The following is an 18,429-nucleotide window of genomic DNA, read 5'->3' as shown; positions in this document are numbered from 1 at the left end:
TCCTATACAAACATTTTTTGTAAGAACGCCTTCTTCGTCGCCTGTAAAAGCTCCAACTCACGCTGATGAAGAGCGATAGTATTGTCAAGTTGTTTGAAGAAAGCACCAATCTTCTTTTGCTCATTGAAATTTGGCACTAAAATTGGCATCTTGGCCATTTGCTTACCAGAAACTTCTACAAAAGTTGAGCCAGCACCAGACATCTCACCGTATCTTTTCAACTCATGTGTTCTCGAAAAAACGAAATAGGAATCAAGTAGAGTCTCTTTGGGGATGATAGATTGAAATCCCTGATTAGTTGCTCCTTCTTTAGCTAATATTGCAGTATTTCCAATTCCCGCTCTTGAAGTAAAAAGAACGGTTCCCACTGGATGAATTTTTGCCGAACTTTTTCTCAAACCCTTTTCAGTTATTTTCTTTTTGCTTCCTGAAACGTAAATCTGTTCACCAATTTCGGCAGGTGAATACCAATCAATATCACCATTCCAATATTCAATATTAGAAGTACTTGGTGTTCCACCACCAATGATTTCAGCCAATTCTCCCAACTTACGCTGTTCCCAATCGTCAGTAAATCCTGGAAACCGAATTTCCGGAACTTTTTTTCCCTCTTTTGGAAACATTTTTTGTAAAAAGCCTTGTTTGGTTTGCTTCAAAGTAGAAAGTTCTTGCTGATGAAGAGCGATAGCGTCATCGATTTTTTTGAAGAAAGTACCAATTTCCTCCTGTTCTTTGCAACTTGGTATATAAGTTTTTATCAATGATAATATTGGAAACTGGACTCTTTGTTTTTCAATTAACGAACCAGTAGCATATAACTTGTATTGTTTAATTGCATTTGGCGATGTTAACCAAATGCTAAAATAACTATTGCTAAATTCATCATTCATATTCATTGTAATATAGTATCCTGATACAGCTACACTATGATTAGATTTATTAAATCCAACCGCTCCTATAGTAAGATTCATAGGGTTATAAACTATATCACCAACATGAACTACTTTAAATTTATCATTCTTCTTGACTAATGCTTCTCTATTATATCTCTCAGTTTTAGGGGTTAAACCATTTTCTACAGTCACACTCCATAACGCAAGATTGGCTTCATTAGGATTTACATATTCTACTGTTTGATTAAAAACTTCCCCTAACTTCTTTTGCTTCCATGCATCATCAAACCCAGAAAACCGTATTTCCGGCTCTTTCCTATTCGTCATGTTCAAACACCTCTAATGCGCCTTTTATCCATTCCTTATTTTCAGCACCGAATTGCAGTGATGAAATCGTCTCGAATAAACTGGCTTCCAATACTTTTTTCTCTTTGCGAAGCTCTTTGATTTCTGCTCCAACTACTGCCAGATCAATTGGCTCTTCCTCTTCAAACGTATCAACATAACGCGGGATGTTCAAGTTGTAGTCATTCTCTTTGATTTCATCAAAGCTTGCTACGTGAGCATATTTTTCTACATCTTTTCTTTCCTTATAAGTAGCGATAATTTTCTCTATATTTTCTTCTGATAATTTATTTTGATTTTTCCCTTTAATGAAATCATTGCTGGCATCAATAAACAAGACATCCCGAGCCGTACGATTCTTTTTCAGGATAATAACCGTTGTCGGAATGGATGTGCCAAAGAACAAGTTTGCCGGCATGCCAATAACTGCGTAAATGCTGCCATCTTCCAGTAATTTTTTCCGAATGACTCCTTCTGCGGCTCCACGGAATAATACGCCATGTGGTAAGACAATAGCCATTGTTCCTGTTTCTTTCAAATGATAATAACCATGCAGCAGAAAAGCAAAATCGGCTTTCGATTTCGGAGCTAGTTTTCCATAACGATTAAAGCGGGAATCATCCATAAAGGTATCATCCGCAGACCATTTCGCTGAATACGGTGGATTCATGACGACAGAATCAAATGTATAAGGTTCATCCATAGGCCAATCTCTATTCAGGGTATCCCCATTCCGCAAATTCATGTCTTCGCCATCCACACCATGCAGAATCAAATTCATTTTTGCCAAATTATAGGTAGTTGTATTCAATTCCTGTCCATGGTATTTCACATTATTAGGATAGGTTAAATAATTCCGCACATTCAGCATCAATGAACCTGAACCCATCGTTGGATCAAAGACACTAAAAAGCTTTTTCTCTTCCTGTCCTAATGCTACAATTTGCGCCATCATATCCGATACCATATGCGGTGTATAAAATTCTCCGGCTTTTTTTCCGGCTTCAGAAGCAAATTGACTAATAAGAAATTCATAGGCATCACCGATCACATCCCCATCATGTCCAAGAACATCCACATCATTTAGTTTCTTTATGACTTCTGTAATCGTCACATTTCGCTGCTGATCATCTGAACCTAATTTCTTTGACTGCAAATCGACATCATCAAATAGTCCATTGAATTGAACATATTCTGTAGAAAGCTGAATAAACGCTTTATTCAACTCATTTAGCTGAAAAACATTTTTCTTTGCTTGCTCTGTCAATACACCGAAAAGATATTCTGGTTCGATATCATAGCCTAACGTATCCACCAATGTAGCAATCAGGTCTTTCTTACTTTCTTCATCAGATAATAACTCTCTATACAGCTCTGTTTGTTTCTCTTGTGTGTCATACTCTTCCAACGACATATCTGCTAGTTCTACTACTTTTTGCAGCAGCTTATCCGAAAGATATTTGTAGAAAATCAATCCCAATAAATAGTTTTTATATTCTGATGCATCCATCTTGCTGCGAAGATTATCCGCTGCACTGAATAATTTCTGATTTAATTCCGCTCCCATGATTTGATTCCTCACTTTTCTATTGTTGTTGTATTCATTTTATCAAGAAAATTCATAAAAACAGACTCTTCTAGCTCTAACTGTTTTTTCGCCAAAGCTTGTCTTTTTAGCCAGTCCAAGTAAAGGGTTCCTATCACTCTCTGCTTATCCAGGTCAGGAAGATCCACGTCAAAATTTCTAATACTTGCCGGAGAAAGTTTCCTAAGCGTAGATCCTTGCATTAATAGTGCCTTTTGTTTCTCAATTTCCACATTATCATTCAATAGATAGCAAAGATAGCTACTGTCAAGTTTTGTTGAATCGACCACTATTCTCGCAAAATTTTGATTGATAATTTTTCCTGAATTGTGTGAACTCACCAACCCGGCGATTGAATTAATAAAGCTATAGATAATATCCCCTTTATCCACACAATGAGTCATTTGTTTATCCATAATCACAGGATGTCTAGAATAAACTGGTGAATGCGAGAGACCATTTAAATCAGCTAACAAATCATCATTAGAGTATATTTTTAACTCAGCTTTCTCTTTATGACGAGAAAGATTCATTCCCAGCTTGATTTCAATAACTTCTGACAGCTTCATCCAAACACCTCCTCATAGTTCTTTAATTAAATTACTAACGAAAGAATAGCATTCTACATTTATTTTGTCAACGACAAAAAGTTCTTTAATCAAATTACTATTTTCGTTGACAATCCAACTCAATTATAATATATTTTAAACTATTAAGCGTATACACATTTTAAAATGTAAAATAACAAATAAGGAGTAATAAAATGGGAAAAGCAAGTAATATTATTAATTATTTTTATGAATATGATTTTTATAATAGTTTATTAACTACTTCTATCGATAAACTAACCTGTAAAAGTTTGAAACTAGAGGACAGTAGTTTTCTAACTTTTTCAAATTATATGACACAGCAAAAAACAAAAAAACTCTCAGAGTGGCTGACCGAGAAAAAAAGTATTCCTAAAAATCGAGTAGATGAAATCAAGTTGAAAAATTATCTGCTTGGCAGCAGTACATTAGAACAATTACTCGAAGAAGATATATTGCGTAATACAAAAATTTATCCAGATGATAAAACACTTATCGAAGAAATAAAAGCAAATAATGAATTTTACTTGTTCTATCCTATACTAATTAACAATGAGAAGAATGAACGCCCCGTCCTGTCTTTTACATGTAAAATAGCAGAGAAAAATTATGAAATCACAGATTTTGTTGTAAATAAAGAAGCGCTGATCATTCTTCTTGCCGCTCAGCTGCAGCAAGAAACACTTGATGTAAGAAATCTTTACGCTGAGCAGATAGATGATTTAATTGTTGCAACAAATGCAATTGAAGACGTAACCGATATTGAAGAATTTAATAGATTATTCCTAGATGAATTTAAAAACGCACTGGGTTTCCAGCTAAATCTGGTTAATACAAATGTCAGCGATTGGCATCTGGCTGCTCAGCTAAAAATTTCCTGTGAATCTTTGGCGAGTATATCCGGCAGTTGTTTTGAAGATGAGCTTAAAACGCTGCATAGTCATATAGATAAAGAAGAAGAGCAACTCCCGCCTTTACTCCGTAGCTATTTATTTCATAATCAAGAGCAAGTAAATTTGAACACCATTTCACTTAGTGAGAGTTTCCACTACGGCAGTTATCAGAGTGAGTATCCTGTTACCTCTAAGCAATGGGAACTGGTGAATCTCTTACCTAAAACAGATTTTTTAGCTATTGAAGGGCCTCCCGGTACTGGTAAAACGACTTTATTAAAAGAAATTATTGCAGACACGCTTGTTCGTAAAGCTAACAGGTTGTTAGATGTATGGGATGCGGAGTGGCAACTTGATAAGAAAAATATTTATCGCTCTCCATTAGGTGGAAAAAACCTTGATTCTATCATCCTTACTAGCACGAATAACAAGGCTATTAATAACATCGGACTGGAATTGATTAAAGAGGTACCATTTTTTTCTGAGTTTGCAGCTTCACTCAATGACGAAACTATTAACGGTACTCTTTGTGCACGTTTAGGAAAATATGAAAATGTTAAAAATTTTCACCAAAACTTTTTTGTTCCCTTTCTAAAATATTTAGCTGATGCTGAACTTGCTGAAGGAACAGAAGAAAAAACAATTGCTTCATTTAAAATTACCCAGCAGAAACTTGAAGAATATAATACTTTCCTCAATCAATTTTTACTTTTCAAAGAGCAGACAGCAATCTCTAATGACAAAGAACTCAATGAAAATAAAGTACGTGTTCAAAATGAGGTCAAAAATGCTGTGAAACTAGCTGAAGAAAACGAGCACCAACTTAAAAACTCACAGGCACAGTTAGATGATCTGGAAAAAGATATCACTATCATATCTTCAAGTATCAAGCAAAATAGACAAGAGACTGATAAAAATAATGAAGAAAAAAGGAAACTATTCGCTGCAAAAGAGGCTTTTGAAAAAATAAGTCCTACAACAAGATTTCTTTGTAAGCTTCCGGTCATACTTAGCTCTACCAAAGAACTTCTTTCTATGTACCCTTCGTTGGACTATATATCCGACCTAATAAAAAATATTAATGCTGCCCTTGAAAAAACAAGCGCTCAGCAAACTATTCTCGAACAACGCTTACTTGAAAAAAATGCTCAACTTTACACCCTCAAAGAGACTATCACTTCAAAGAGTGATCTGAAAACTCAACTTTTAAAGGAAGTACGAGTGAAAGAAAGTGTAGTCAAAGAATTTACTACAATTTCAGAACAAATTGATAACTATTCGAAAAATTGTGATAGTGGGTCATTGTGGGAATCTCAAGCACATGTATTAAAGAATTCAATGTATATTTTAAAGCTTCGAGAAGAGATGTTTCACCATTCGCTCAAATTGCTGGAAGTCTATATCATAAAAAATAAACAGTTTGTTTTAAAGAACCTTGAAAAAGTCCTTTCAAAAGATTGTATGTGGTTCAAATGTCTTTACAATGGGAACAAACCTTACGATGATTCTAGAGCAGATTTACTGCGGACTCTTTATGAAACGTTTTTCTTATGTTTTCCGGTCGTCTCTACTACGCTTCACTCATTTAGAAAACAGACCTTTCCAATGATTGAAAATCTGTTTGATTTACTTCTATTTGATGAAAGTGGGCAGATTGTTTCTTATTATGCAGCAGCACCTTTATATCGAGCTAGAAAAGCTGTATTTGTGGGTGACACGAATCAGATAGAACCAATTATTTCCGTTCCTGAAAGAATCTTACAAGAAAAATATACAGAATTATTGAGTGAAGAATCCTACTCTTCACTCTGCCTTAACACTACCAGTGCACAATCTTATGCTATTAAGGCCAGTAATTTTTATGAAGAGAGAAATCAGGTGAAAAATGCAATTGTTCTTAATGAACATATGAGATGTGAAAAATCAATTATGAAATTTTCAAATCAGTATGTTTATGACAATGTGCTAACGTTCATGAAGCAAGACACTACCGAAGGAAAATTGCTTGATAAAAATTTATTGGCGTTTGATATCCGCGGAACTAAATCCACACAGCATTTCAATCAGGCAGAGATTGATGCCTGTAAAAGAATTGTTGAAGCTCTTGTAGAAGAACATGGTGAGGAAGTTAAGAAAAACATAGGTATCATTACGCCATTTTCATTACAAGCAAAAAAAATAGATAGTATTTTTAATAAAGAAATCGCTGTAGGTACCGTTCATACATTCCAAGGGGATGAAAAGAAAATTATTATTTTTTCAAGTGTGGTTGATAATTTAAACAAAAATTCAAATGGCTTGACGAAGTTTATCGGAAATAAAGCAAACTTGTTAAATGTGGCTTTCTCAAGAGCGAAGGAACAATTTATCTATGTTGGTAACTTTGATGCTGCTCGAGAAGCACAAAACTATCTAAATAACGCATTACAAACAATCGTTGAGTATGGGAAAACCTACAGTCTTTTTGATTCAATGACGATTACAGAAGATAATCATGATTTAAAAAAGATTATAAATATTCTATCCGGTCCTTCTCTGACCATTCAGCAATCTCCGATTACCGATTACTTACATGAAACGATACCAGAGAATATCGTTTATGGTGGTAAAGAACACAATGAGCTATTGATGAATCTCATTAGGCTGGCAGAGAAAAGTATCACTGTTGTTTCTCCTTGGATCAGTGACTATGTAGTAAACGAAGACTTCTTACAGATTATAGCCAAGCAACTTGAACAAGAATCTACGGTCAAAATATTTTTTGGTCATAAAGGTAAGAAACGATCGCCGGAAACAGAAGTTGATGAAATCGTAAATAGGGATATGCCGTGGAATAAAGACGGAGCGGCAAAGGCTATAACCGCTCTAAGCAAACTATTGAAAGACGACCTTATCCATAATCCACCATCACATGTGAAATTACTGATGATAGACAATACTTATTTATTTATCGGTTCATTAAATTGGCTGATGAATAGTGGTAAAACCGAACAAAAAGAACTTAGTTGTCTAGTAACAGATAAATCAAGCATAGACTATGTCAGTCAATATTATACTGAATGAGTAATTGTTGCTAACAATCCAAGATAACTTTTAAAGATTCTCTATTCAACTATTGGTCATCTGAGCTCAAAAGAATATTATTAACTAGAGGGCCATCACAGCTTATTCCAAATACAAACTGAGGCTGAGACAGAAGTGTTTAGCTACAAGCAATAAGCCAGAATTCACGAAAATTGTTTCACAAATTTTTGTTGAATTCCGGCTTATTGTCGTAGGAGCTACTTCTGACTCGCCGTTTATTCGGATTTAGGGTATGGAAAAGAGTGGCAACAGATTATTGTCCCACTCTCAGTTTTTCTAAAATATAATAAGATTTCGGTATTTACTATTTTTCTATAGAGATTCTCTCCGAAGAATCGTTAAATTGCTGGCTTTAGCAATTTTTTTCTTGTGTCGCTTTTGTTGAATTTTTCGACTTTGATCGATTGCAGCTTGTTCTACCTGAAGCTGCTTCAAAAGAGCAGACGAAGCTTTTGTACTTTCTGTCAACGCAGCAATCTGTTGCCAAATGCCTCCCATGGTCTTGGCGGCACGCAGCACCTCCAATTCTTGATTTGGGTTTTCCTCGAATAATTGCTTGGTAAGTTCGGAGCCAATATCGTTCCAATCTTGCATAGGATCTAATCCTTTCCTTAATCGATCATGCAAGTCATCTTATCTGACAAAAGCTGGTCAACCACTCTTTTTTATCTCTAAAAAACAAAGTATCTAATTGGTGCAAAAGCGAGTGTTGCTGACTCTGTTATATCACTGTTTCTAATTTTGATAAATTCTTTTTTTCACTTTTAGGCGATTAATGATTTTTTTAGCTCTAGTAGAGATTCACGAAGTTTTAAATCATTTTCATAGTTTTTGTGAACAACACGTTCAATGTTGTTGTACAATTCATCAAAAGTTAGATAAAATTTTTCGTCTATTGGAGCAGCCGGATATTCTGCTAAAAGTACAACTTGATTTTCTTCTATCTCCTGTAACTCTTCTTTATCTTCAAATTCATCTAAATCATTTTTGAATAGAATAGTCATGAACTCTATCCCAAATCCTTCTTTTCTAATAAAGTTCTCTATTGCCTTATTCATGTGGCCTCTTATCAAAATAAAATAGCCTTTCATTAATTCCTCTTTTTCTTGATTATCTGTTACCAATGTATACATGCTCGTACTCCTATTCGTTTATTATTTCATAGTTGGGAAGAAATTTGTTAGTGTTCCTGTTTCATCAAGGAAACCTGTATATCTTAGGCCGTTTGGTGCAATTCCCTGAACATATCGACCCTTAACAGCACCATATTCCAAAGCATTAAGTCCCATCTTATAAATTTCATTATCAGAGAAATATTTTGAATCATATACTGTTTTAGGTCTACTCATTTTTTTGTATTGATACACTAATACTCAAAAAGACCAGGCATCAAATCGTCTGGTCTTCGAAAGATAATCTATACTATTTTTCTACTTTGCCCTCGCTTATTATTCATATTCTCTAGTTAAGCTTGCAGATATAAATCCTTTGCTAAAGCCAGGCATCCAATCACACCCGCGTTGTCCTCTAATTGAGGGGTAACGATGTAGGTCGATAAGTCTGGATATTTCACATAATCATTGATGAGCTTAGCAAATTGCTCTTGGACTTTTTTTCTTAATTGTTCTTGCTTCATAACACCGCCGCCAAAAATAATTATTTGCGGGGAAAAAAGTAAGGTCGTATTGTACGCACATTGTGCAATGTAATAAGCTGCAATATCCCATGATGCATCATCTGGAGGTAAATTCTGTCCTTTTACCCCTGTTCTGTTCTCGATGGCAGGTCCTGCAGCTAACCCTTCCAAACAGTCATTGTGATACGGACAATTACCGACAAAGGTATCCTCAGGATGACGTCGAACCAACGCATGACCCATTTCAGGATGGCTAAATCCTTCAACGAATTGTCCATCTAATAAAGCACCACCACCAATGCCTGTTCCGATAGTATAGTACACTACACTTGATAACCCTTTACCGCATCCCGCAATATATTCCCCATAACAAGCAGCATTTACATCCGTTGTCCAAGCAACAGAAATATTGGCTAACTGTTCTTTTAAATACCCAACAAAATCAAAATTCTTCCACGCAAGCTTGGGTGTAGATGTAACATAACCATAAGTTTCAGACTCTCGCTTAACATCGATTGGGCCAAATGATCCAACTCCGATTGTCGTGATTGTATCAAATTTTTTGAAAAAATCAACAACAGAACGCATCGTTTTTTCAGGTGTTTCTGTAGGAAAGAATACACGCTCAATTATTTCCAAATTTTCGTTTCCCACTGCACAAACAAATTTCGTGCCTCCTGCCTCGATCGCACCGTATAACATATTGTCCACTCCTTTTAAGGCTTATGTTGTTTGCCCTTGGATTAGTTTTACCGGCAATAAATAATTTTTTTCAAGTTTTTTTTCTGGATTTTGGATTCTTTGTAGTAACAAGTCCACCAAAATTTCTGCATAGTCAGCCATTGGTTGAGCAATCGTCGAAAGCTGTGGGAAATAATTCTGAATGAATTTTGTCCCATCATACCCAATAATCTTGATTTGTTCAGGTACCTTTATCTTCAACTGCTGGCATTGATTATATGCCAGTAGAGCCGTTAGATCATCCGTACAGAATAAGCTGTCAATGTCTTCTGTTTCTAAAATATGTTTGATTTCTAAATTTTTCAAAGCGGTTGATCTAGCTGTTGTTTGAATCTGAAAAATTTTAGGCTCTAAGTCGTGTTTCTCCAAAAAACTTAAATACCCGTTTAAGCGAAAATTTGTAGGCGAATTTGATTCTTGTGATCCTGTAAGAATCGCAATTTTTCGTGCTCCTTTGACAAATAATGTTTCAGTAGCCAAATAGCCTCCCTGAAAATTATCACTGCCAATGATTGGAATATTATCAGCTAAATAACGATCAAAAGAAACAATTGGCAGCTCGATATCTTCATACTCTGCGATTCCTAGATTATGAGCACCAGCTACAATTCCATCTACTTTATTAGCCGCAAGCATATTAATGTAATGCCGCTCTTTCTCTTTATTATTCGCACTATCACACAATATAACACGGTAGCCTAAATCAAATAGTTTTCCTTCTATTCCTTCAACAAGCTCTCCAAAAAAAGGATTCGCAACAGTTGGAAAAATCAGTCCAATCAATTGTGTATTTTTCCCTTGCAAGGAACGAGCTAAAGAATTGGGTTGATAATTCAGCTCTTTCATCGCCAAATTTACTTTATCAATGGTTTTTTGGCTTAAGGAGCCATAATTATTAATAACACGAGAAACGGTCGTGGGAGAAACCCCCGCTTTCTTTGCCACATCTGTTAGTTTGACAACCATGCCACTTCATCCTTTATTGGTTAGTTTTCCGCAATTGCCATAATTTCCCTTGATAGTCTCCATCACAAGCCAGATGGATCCCTGTCTGATGTGCTTCTGGAAAAACGCGCATTGTTGCAACCTTTTCACCCTCATTGATAAAGATTTCAACAATCGAAGAATCTACAAATATCTGTAAATCTAATGGTTTTTGTTCGACTGTAAACGATCGAACAAAGCCATATTCTTCTGCAAAAACAGCACCAGCCTGACTACGGTCTATCGTTATTTTACCATGTTGGGAATCAAAATTAATCGTTAATCCTTTATTTTGTTCTTTATCCGTGCATAAAGTAATTCTTCCACTGGAAAGCGGGTCAAATAATAGCATTAATTCATACTGGTTTGTATCGGTTTCAAAGAAAGAATTAGAATCTTTGTTAAAATCAGCTGCCTCACCTACACGTAATTGTTTCATCTCTGCGACTGGGCGCTGATACAACTTTTTGTCTTTTACAAACAGCTCTTTGACGCTACTTAGGCAGTGCGCCCACTCTTCTTGATCGGTTGGATAATCGATTTCCGGTAAGCCCACCCAGCTAATGGATAATAGACGGTTGTCAGGTGCTTGAAATGCTTGTGTAGCATAGACATCAAACCCTTCATCCAGATTTTTTAACGTGGTAGGATGAGCCAACCGATTCGATTCATAGTCGTAAGAGTCTCCGATAACATACGTGTTAGGGTAGATATTTTCATAAAAACAACTATCCTTTTCCAGTCCTTGAGGACAAAAGATAAGTAGAGCAGCCTCTTCTGTCACTAATAAATTGGGGCATTCAATCATAAAACCCATTTTTTTATCGGTAAAGTCTAATTCTCCCTTATACTGCCACGTCAGTAAATCAGAACTCTGATAAGTAAGAATCTTGCCTTCTTCTACTTCATTTTGAGCACCTATAGCCATCAAATAACTATCCCTGTAACGAAATACTTGGGGATCTCTGAATTCAGATGTGTAGCCCACCGGTGATGCAGCAAGCAGCGGTTTTTCGATTTTTTGAACCGCTCCAGATTCATCCATCCAAGCACCTAACTGATAGGAATGGCGAACCCAATCTGCATCACGAACATTCCCGGTATAAGCAAGGAACAATTGGTCCGAAACAGGCAAAGCAGTTCCTGAATATACACCATGACTATCATACACCCCATCTGGAAATACCTTCGTTCCTTCTTCTTTCCAATCTACCAAATTATCAGATGTCAGATGATACCAGGATTTTACCCCATGAACAGCCCCCATTGGATATGATTGATAAAAGACATGCCACTGATTATTAAAAAATGAAAAACCATTTGGATCATTTAGTAAACCTGTATTTGGTTGGATATGATACCCTAAGCGCCAGTTAGAATTGGCGACTTTCTCTTGCAGTAGGGCAAGATGTGTTTTATCCCACTCTTGATAGGGACGATAACGTTCTTCTTTCGTCCAAATTTTTTTACTAGACATATGTACTCTCCTCGCAAGCGCATTCTTGCATATAGTTTAACTTTAAAGGCAAACATTGTCAAACGTTAATCAATCATACAACAACACAGCCAACAACTTCTTTGTTGATACAAATAAATTAATTGTCATACGTTTGACATTTATAAAAAATCTGATATACTTTGGATGTGAAAAAGCGATTTCATTTCCAGATTAAGCAGACAAATAATGGGGGTTGTTAAAATCGCTTAAATGACATTTAGGAGGAACGAGGATGGATTACAAAAAAGTGGCAGAGGAAATCAATCAAACGCTTGGCAAAGACAACATTCAAGCAGCAGCGCATTGCGCGACACGACTGAGGTTGGTTCTAAAAGATTCAAGCAAGGTGGATCAAAAAGCTTTAGACAATAATGACGCTGTTAAAGGAACATTTGAAGCCAATGATCAGTTTCAAATCATTATTGGTGCGGGTGATGTAAATAACGTTTATGATGAACTGATAAAAATAACACATGTTAAAGAAGCATCGACAGCTGATTTAAAAGCAGTAGCGGCAAATGGTAAGAGGAACAATCCAATTATGGCATTTATTAAAGTATTATCTGATATTTTTGTTCCGATTGTTCCGGCTTTAGTTGCTGGTGGTTTATTGATGGCATTGAACAATGTGTTAACTGCACAACATTTATTTGGACCTCAATCCATTGTAGAAATGTTTCCAGCTGTAACTGACATCGCTAGTATCATTAATTTATTAGCTTCTGCACCGTTTGCTTTCTTACCTATCTTGGTCGGTTTCTCTGCAACTAAACGTTTTGGCGGTAATCCTTATCTAGGTGCAGCCATGGGAATGGTGATGGTGATGCCCGATTTAGTCAATGGGTATGGTGTGGCCAATGCAATTGCAGAAGGAAGCATGAATTATTGGCATATCTTTGGGATGAATGTTGCCCAAGCAGGTTACCAAGGCTCTGTATTACCGGTGTTAGTGGTTGCTTGGATTTTAGCAACTTTAGAAAAATTCTTTCATAAACGCATTCCAAACGCATTTGATTTTACCTTTACCCCAATGCTAGCCATCATTATTACTGGATTTTTAACCTTTATCGTTGTGGGACCGGTTATGAGAATTGTTTCAGATGGTTTAACCGATGGACTTGTTTGGTTATATAATACAACAGGGGCAATCGGTTTAGGTGTATTCGGACTGTTTTATTCACCTATTGTTATTACAGGTCTACATCAAAGTTTCCCGGCAATAGAGACAACATTGCTAGCTGATGTCGCGCGTACTGGCGGTTCCTTCATTTTCCCAGTCGCTTCAATGGCAAATGTTGGCCAAGGAGCAGCAACTCTTGCCGTCATGTTACTAACTAAAAATAAAAAGCAAAAAAGTTTAGCAAGCTCCGCAAGCATTTCAGCTATGCTGGGAATTACAGAGCCGGCAATTTTTGGGGTCAACTTAAAACTTAAATTTCCATTTATCTGCGGCATGATTGCTTCAGCAGTTGCTTGTGTATTTATTGGTATATTCCATGTTTTATCAGTAGCAATGGGTCCTGCAAGTGTTATTGGTTTTATCTCCATCGCGCCAAAATCAATTCCTTATTTCATGATTGGTATTGTCATCAGTATTTTAGTCGGCTTTGTTACAACATATGCTTACGGCAAACGTCATATGGCTGTATTCGCAGATGATGATACTCGTGCAGGTGAAGTTGCGGTTGAAATCAATGAAGATCCTGAAGCTGAAAGCAGCTCTGTTGAGGATGAAGTATTAGCTAGTCCGGTCAAGGGAACGCCGATTCCTCTAAAAGAAGTCAACGATCCTGTCTTTGCACAAGAAATGATGGGAAAAGGAATTGCAGTAATTCCAGAAAAAGGGATGATTTGTGCGCCGGCTGACGGGAAGCTGACAATCGTGCACGATTCAAAACACGCTTACGGGTTAAAAACAAGCCATGGTGCAGAAGTACTGATTCATATTGGAATCGATACGGTAAAATTGAACGGAGAAGCCTTTGAAACCAATAAAAAATATGGAGACTTAGTGAAGCAAGGAGACATTTTAGGAACAGTTGATTTAGATGCTGTCAAAAAAGCTGGCTTTGATCCAACGGTGATGATGATCGTTACCAACACAAACGACTATGAATCCATTGAAGTAATTGACACATTAACTGCAGATAGAAACCAAGGTCTACTAGTATTGAGTGCACACTATGAAAACTAATTGGTGGAAAAAAACAACGATCTACCAAATTTATCCACGCAGCTTTCAGGATACGAATGCAGATGGTATTGGTGATCTTCCAGGAATTATTCAACGTTTAGATTATCTTGCTTTTCTAGGAATAGACGCCGTGTGGTTGAGTCCTGTGTATCAATCACCTAATGAAGATAATGGCTATGACATCAGTGATTATCAAGCGATTGGTTCAGAATATGGAACAATGAAGGATATGGATAAACTAATTGAAGAAGCGAAAAAGAGAAATATCAGGATCATCATGGACTTAGTCGTCAATCACACTTCCTCTGAACATCCTTGGTTTCAATCAGCACTTCACAATACAGATAGTCCATTTCATGATTTTTATATTTGGAGAAAGAGCGTTGATGGAAATCCACCGAACGCCCTTCAATCAAATTTCGGCGGCTCAGCTTGGACATTGGTTCCGGAACTTGGAGAATATTATCTTCACTTACACGCAAAGGAGCAGCCTGACCTAAATTGGGAAAATAAAAAAATGCGTCAAGAGATTTATCGTATGATGAATTACTGGATCAAAAAAGGGGTAGGCGGATTTCGTCTAGATGTGATTGATTTAATTGGAAAGGAACCTGACCAATCAATTACTAAAAATGGCCCAAAACTTCATAAGCTATTACAGGAAATGAATCAGAACACCTTTGGGGAATACGATTTGGTCACTGTTGGTGAAACGTGGGGTGCAACACCCGAAATTGCTCAGCTTTATTCAGACAAGGACAGAGAGGAATTATCGATGGTTTTCCAATTTGAGCATATCAACTTGGATAAACAATCAGGCAAACGAAAATGGGATCTAAAAAAACTTGATCCGAAAGAACTGCACCAAGTTTTTTCTAAATGGCAAACTGAATTGGCTGGCAAAGGTTGGAACTCCCTGTTTTGGAATAATCACGATTTACCACGAATCATTTCTCGTTGGGGCGATGATCAAAAATACAGAATCCTCAGCGGGAAAATGTTAGCAATTTATCTTTATTTTCTTCAAGGAACCCCTTATATATACCAAGGGGAAGAGATTGGAATGATAAATTATCCAGTGAAGACCATTGATGAAGTCGATGATATTGAAAGTCGAAGAATGTACGATGAACGCATTGATTCAGGGTATACAGAAGATGAAATCATTGCCTCCATCAATGCCAAAGGGCGGGATAATGCCCGCCATCCAATGCAGTGGGATGCTTCTAAACAAGCTGGCTTTACAGATGGCATTCCTTGGCTGCCTGTAGGAGATGCAACTGAAATCAATGCAGCAGCCGCTTTAGATGACCCAAACTCATTATTCTATACGTACAAAAAGCTGATACAGCTCCGAAAAGAATTACCAATAATTACTGAAGGAACATTTGAAAGTATTACAACAGACGATGCTGAAGTTTTGGCTTACATCCGTAAAAATGAAGGAGAAAAATTATTAGTTGTTGTCAATTTTTCCGGTAACCCAACTCACTTCTTATTAGATGAAACACAACAAATCAAAGAGATATTAATTCATAATTATGAAAAAGAAATCAGTCAAACACTTCTTCCTTATGAAGCTTATGCCGTTTTACTAAATTAACAAAGAGGCTGAGACAGAAGTGTTTAGCTACAAGCAATAAGCCGGAATTCACGAAAATTGTTTCACAAATTTTTGTTGAATTCCGGCTTATTGTCGTAGGAGCTACTTCTGACTCGCCGTTTATTCGGATTTAGGGTATGGAAAAGAGTGGCAACAGATTATTGTCCCACTCTCTTTTAGTATCTATTTTATTCTATGACGATCCAATGAATGTAGAAACAATTGAAATCCCCTTTGATCCTAGGAACAAGAATACCGGCATGATTTAATTCGCTGCCACTGTATATTTTTCCTGTACTCGTATCCTTATAAAGAGCCGCATCCTCAAGATATTTCGTTTTTAGATACTGAATCGTTTGTGCTGGTTGAGCAAGTCCATTGGAATAGACAAGAAGTGCCTCTGTTTCGTTTTTAAATAACCACGCAGTGGAGTATGCTTTATCAAGTTCTTTTAAGCGATAAAATTGCCCAAACTGCAACAGTCTACGATGTTTTTTATAGAATATGATTTGCTCTTTTATCATTTCAAGTTCTTGTAATGATTGCTTTTCTATAGCTAATTCATAGCCAAAATTGCCACTCATTGCAATTAAAAAACGACTTGTTAAAGGCGTATTTCGGCCTACTTGATGATTCGGACTATCTGAAACATGAGCCCCCATCATAATCGGCGGGTACAGATAGCTATACCCGTATTGGATTTTTGATCGACACAACGCATCTGTATTATCGCTTGCCCAAGTTTGAGGCATATAGGCAACCATCCCAGGATCAAATCGGCCGCCGCCACTCGAGCAATTTTCAAAAAGAACTTTTGGAAATTTCTTTGTTACTTCAGATAGAATACGGTAAAGCCCTAAAATATAACGATGGCTGACTTCTTTTTGCTGATCATTCGGTAAAACAAAGCTGCCCACTTCCGTTAAATGTCGATTCATGTCCCACTTTACATAATCGATTTTATTTGAAGAAAGATACGTTGTCAGCAGCTGAATAAGATGTTCTTGAACTTCAGGCAAACTCAAATTTAAGACGAGCTGTTGTCTACCTTGCGTTTGAGGGTAATCCGGAACCTGTAGACTCCACTCTGGATGACGCTCAAACAAACGACTGTTTACAGAAATCATTTCCGGCTCAAACCATAAACCAAATTTCATCTTTTGTTTGTGAATAACATCCGCAAGGTGCTCGACCCCATTTGGAAGTTTTGTTTTGTTGACAGACCAATCGCCTAAAGAGGTTGTATCATCCTCACGTTGGCCAAACCACCCGTCATCTAAAACAAATAATTCAATCCCCAATGTATTCGCTAGTTTAGCCTGACGAATCAAGTCCTCTTCAGTAAAATCAAAATAATTCCCTTCCCAAGAATTAAGTAAAATGGGGCGTTCCACCTGCTGCCATTGCTTAGGAATCAAATAGGTTTGATATAGCTTATGGAACGTCTGGGAAAGCTGATTAAATCCTTTGGCACTAAAGTTCAACACAACCTCTGGTGTCTGAAAAGTTGCGTTCGGCGATAATTTCCATTCAAAGGTTTCCGGATTGATTCCGATTTGAATCCGCGTACTTCCATATTGCTCTACTTCCGCTTGAGCCACAAAATTCCCACTATAAATAAAATGAAACCCATAAACGTGTCCTTGATCTTCATTCGTACACCGATCAGCAAGCCCTAAGAATGGATGATGTTGCGGACTGCTAGTTCCTCTAGTCGATGCGATTTTTTGTACACCAGGGTGGAGTGGTTGACGATGAATGGTTGCCTCATTTGTATGTGCCCCATTAAGTGTCAGTATGTCAAAATCACAACGTGGAAAATCCAGAAGCATCGAACCAGCATTTTCTATATAGATTGCCTTTGCACCATTATTCTTATACGCCACACTCCGTGTAATTACTGGAAGATCCTCGTATATTGTATAGTACAGCACCATTTCAAGCGACTGGGGATGGTCTACAAGATAAATCGCTAAGGTTTGCTCCTGCTCTCCTCTTAGTGATGGCAGCCCCTCTAAAGAATGTTTGCCTTCTAAAATTTCAAAGTGATCATACACAAAATCAGTAATACGATACCCGTCTATATTTCGAAACTGATAATTACTCACTCGATAATCTAAGCTGCCTTGTGTGCTAGTTTCAAGCGGCAGTGTATTTAACGAAAAAGTACGTTCCTCACTGATTGGATTCGTAGCAAAACCGCGATCAATCATTTGCAGCTGATTGACCTGATGATACCCTGTCAAACGGGGACCAAAATATCTATGGGTAAGATATTTTTCTTTTTCGATACCAATGATATAACTAATTTCATTATTGCTCAGGTGGAAAAAGTTTTGCGATGCATCAAAATGGATCGACATATTTATCATTCTCCTTCTTTTAT

The 18,429-nt window shown here is 36.9% G+C and carries 13 protein-coding genes; 3 read left to right on the top strand and 10 right to left on the bottom strand.

The window, feature by feature from the left end:
* Positions 1-2 precede the first annotated feature (2 nt).
* From I6N96_RS13495 to I6N96_RS13485, 3 genes are read right to left on the bottom strand one after another with little or no spacing between them, the layout of a single operon-like run.
* Positions 3-1,220: a restriction endonuclease subunit S gene (locus I6N96_RS13495; RefSeq protein WP_209558079.1), complete on the bottom strand. Its 1,218-nt coding sequence runs from the start codon at positions 1,218-1,220 to the stop codon at positions 3-5.
* The gene (locus I6N96_RS13490; RefSeq protein WP_209558078.1) at positions 1,210-2,805 is read right to left on the bottom strand and encodes a type I restriction-modification system subunit M; all 1,596 of its coding nucleotides are present in this window, start codon (positions 2,803-2,805) and stop codon (positions 1,210-1,212) included. The genes I6N96_RS13495 and I6N96_RS13490 overlap by 11 nt, the downstream gene beginning before the upstream one ends.
* Positions 2,806-2,816: 11 nt before the next feature.
* Positions 2,817-3,392: a restriction endonuclease subunit S gene (locus I6N96_RS13485; RefSeq protein ID WP_209558077.1), complete on the bottom strand. Its 576-nt coding sequence runs from the start codon at positions 3,390-3,392 to the stop codon at positions 2,817-2,819.
* A gap of 194 nt (positions 3,393-3,586) precedes the next feature.
* Here I6N96_RS13485 and I6N96_RS13480 point away from each other — a divergent pair, with 194 nt between their 5' ends.
* On the top strand, positions 3,587-7,366 hold the full coding sequence (locus I6N96_RS13480) for an AAA domain-containing protein (RefSeq protein ID WP_209558076.1): 3,780 nt from the start codon (positions 3,587-3,589) through the stop codon (positions 7,364-7,366).
* A 333-nt stretch (positions 7,367-7,699) separates the two neighbouring features.
* Here the strand turns inward: I6N96_RS13480 and I6N96_RS13475 are convergent, their stop codons facing one another.
* The 6 genes from I6N96_RS13475 to I6N96_RS13455 form a co-directional block, all read right to left on the bottom strand.
* The gene (locus I6N96_RS13475; RefSeq protein WP_209558075.1) at positions 7,700-7,981 is read right to left on the bottom strand and encodes a hypothetical protein; all 282 of its coding nucleotides are present in this window, start codon (positions 7,979-7,981) and stop codon (positions 7,700-7,702) included.
* Between the two features lie 170 nt (positions 7,982-8,151).
* A complete protein-coding gene (gene cdiI / locus I6N96_RS13470) occupies positions 8,152-8,520 on the bottom strand; it encodes a ribonuclease toxin immunity protein CdiI (protein WP_209558074.1) in 369 nt (122 codons plus the stop codon).
* Positions 8,521-8,541: 21 nt separating this feature from the next.
* The gene (locus tag I6N96_RS19780; protein WP_245186974.1) at positions 8,542-8,676 is read right to left on the bottom strand and encodes a CdiA family toxin C-terminal domain-containing protein; all 135 of its coding nucleotides are present in this window, start codon (positions 8,674-8,676) and stop codon (positions 8,542-8,544) included.
* 176 nt (positions 8,677-8,852) lie between these two features.
* Entirely contained in the window at positions 8,853-9,725 is an 873-nt protein-coding gene (locus tag I6N96_RS13465) for an ROK family protein (RefSeq protein WP_209558073.1), read from the bottom strand.
* 21 nt (positions 9,726-9,746) lie between these two features.
* Positions 9,747-10,730 (bottom strand): LacI family DNA-binding transcriptional regulator, encoded by a 984-nt coding sequence (locus tag I6N96_RS13460; RefSeq protein ID WP_209558072.1) that lies wholly within the window; start codon positions 10,728-10,730, stop codon positions 9,747-9,749.
* A gap of 13 nt (positions 10,731-10,743) precedes the next feature.
* Positions 10,744-12,225, bottom strand: a complete 1,482-nt coding sequence (locus I6N96_RS13455) for a sucrose-6-phosphate hydrolase (protein WP_209558071.1) — start codon at positions 12,223-12,225, stop codon at positions 10,744-10,746.
* A 253-nt stretch (positions 12,226-12,478) separates the two neighbouring features.
* Here I6N96_RS13455 and I6N96_RS13450 point away from each other — a divergent pair, with 253 nt between their 5' ends.
* Both I6N96_RS13450 and I6N96_RS13445 read left to right on the top strand, forming a co-directional pair.
* On the top strand, positions 12,479-14,440 hold the full coding sequence (locus I6N96_RS13450) for a sucrose-specific PTS transporter subunit IIBC (protein WP_209558070.1): 1,962 nt from the start codon (positions 12,479-12,481) through the stop codon (positions 14,438-14,440).
* Complete coding sequence (locus tag I6N96_RS13445; RefSeq protein WP_209558069.1) at positions 14,430-16,043, top strand: glycoside hydrolase family 13 protein; 1,614 nt, start codon at positions 14,430-14,432, stop codon at positions 16,041-16,043. The genes I6N96_RS13450 and I6N96_RS13445 overlap by 11 nt, the downstream gene beginning before the upstream one ends.
* Before the next feature lie 188 nt (positions 16,044-16,231).
* Here the strand turns inward: I6N96_RS13445 and I6N96_RS13440 are convergent, their stop codons facing one another.
* The gene (locus I6N96_RS13440) at positions 16,232-18,406 is read right to left on the bottom strand and encodes an alpha-galactosidase (RefSeq protein ID WP_209558068.1); all 2,175 of its coding nucleotides are present in this window, start codon (positions 18,404-18,406) and stop codon (positions 16,232-16,234) included.
* Between the last annotated feature and the right edge of the window lie 23 nt (positions 18,407-18,429).

The organism is Enterococcus larvae (assembly GCF_017830045.1).
Taxonomy (GTDB): Bacteria; Bacillota; Bacilli; order Lactobacillales; family Enterococcaceae; genus Enterococcus_L; species Enterococcus_L larvae.
This window is presented reverse-complemented; position numbering and strand designations above follow the sequence as displayed.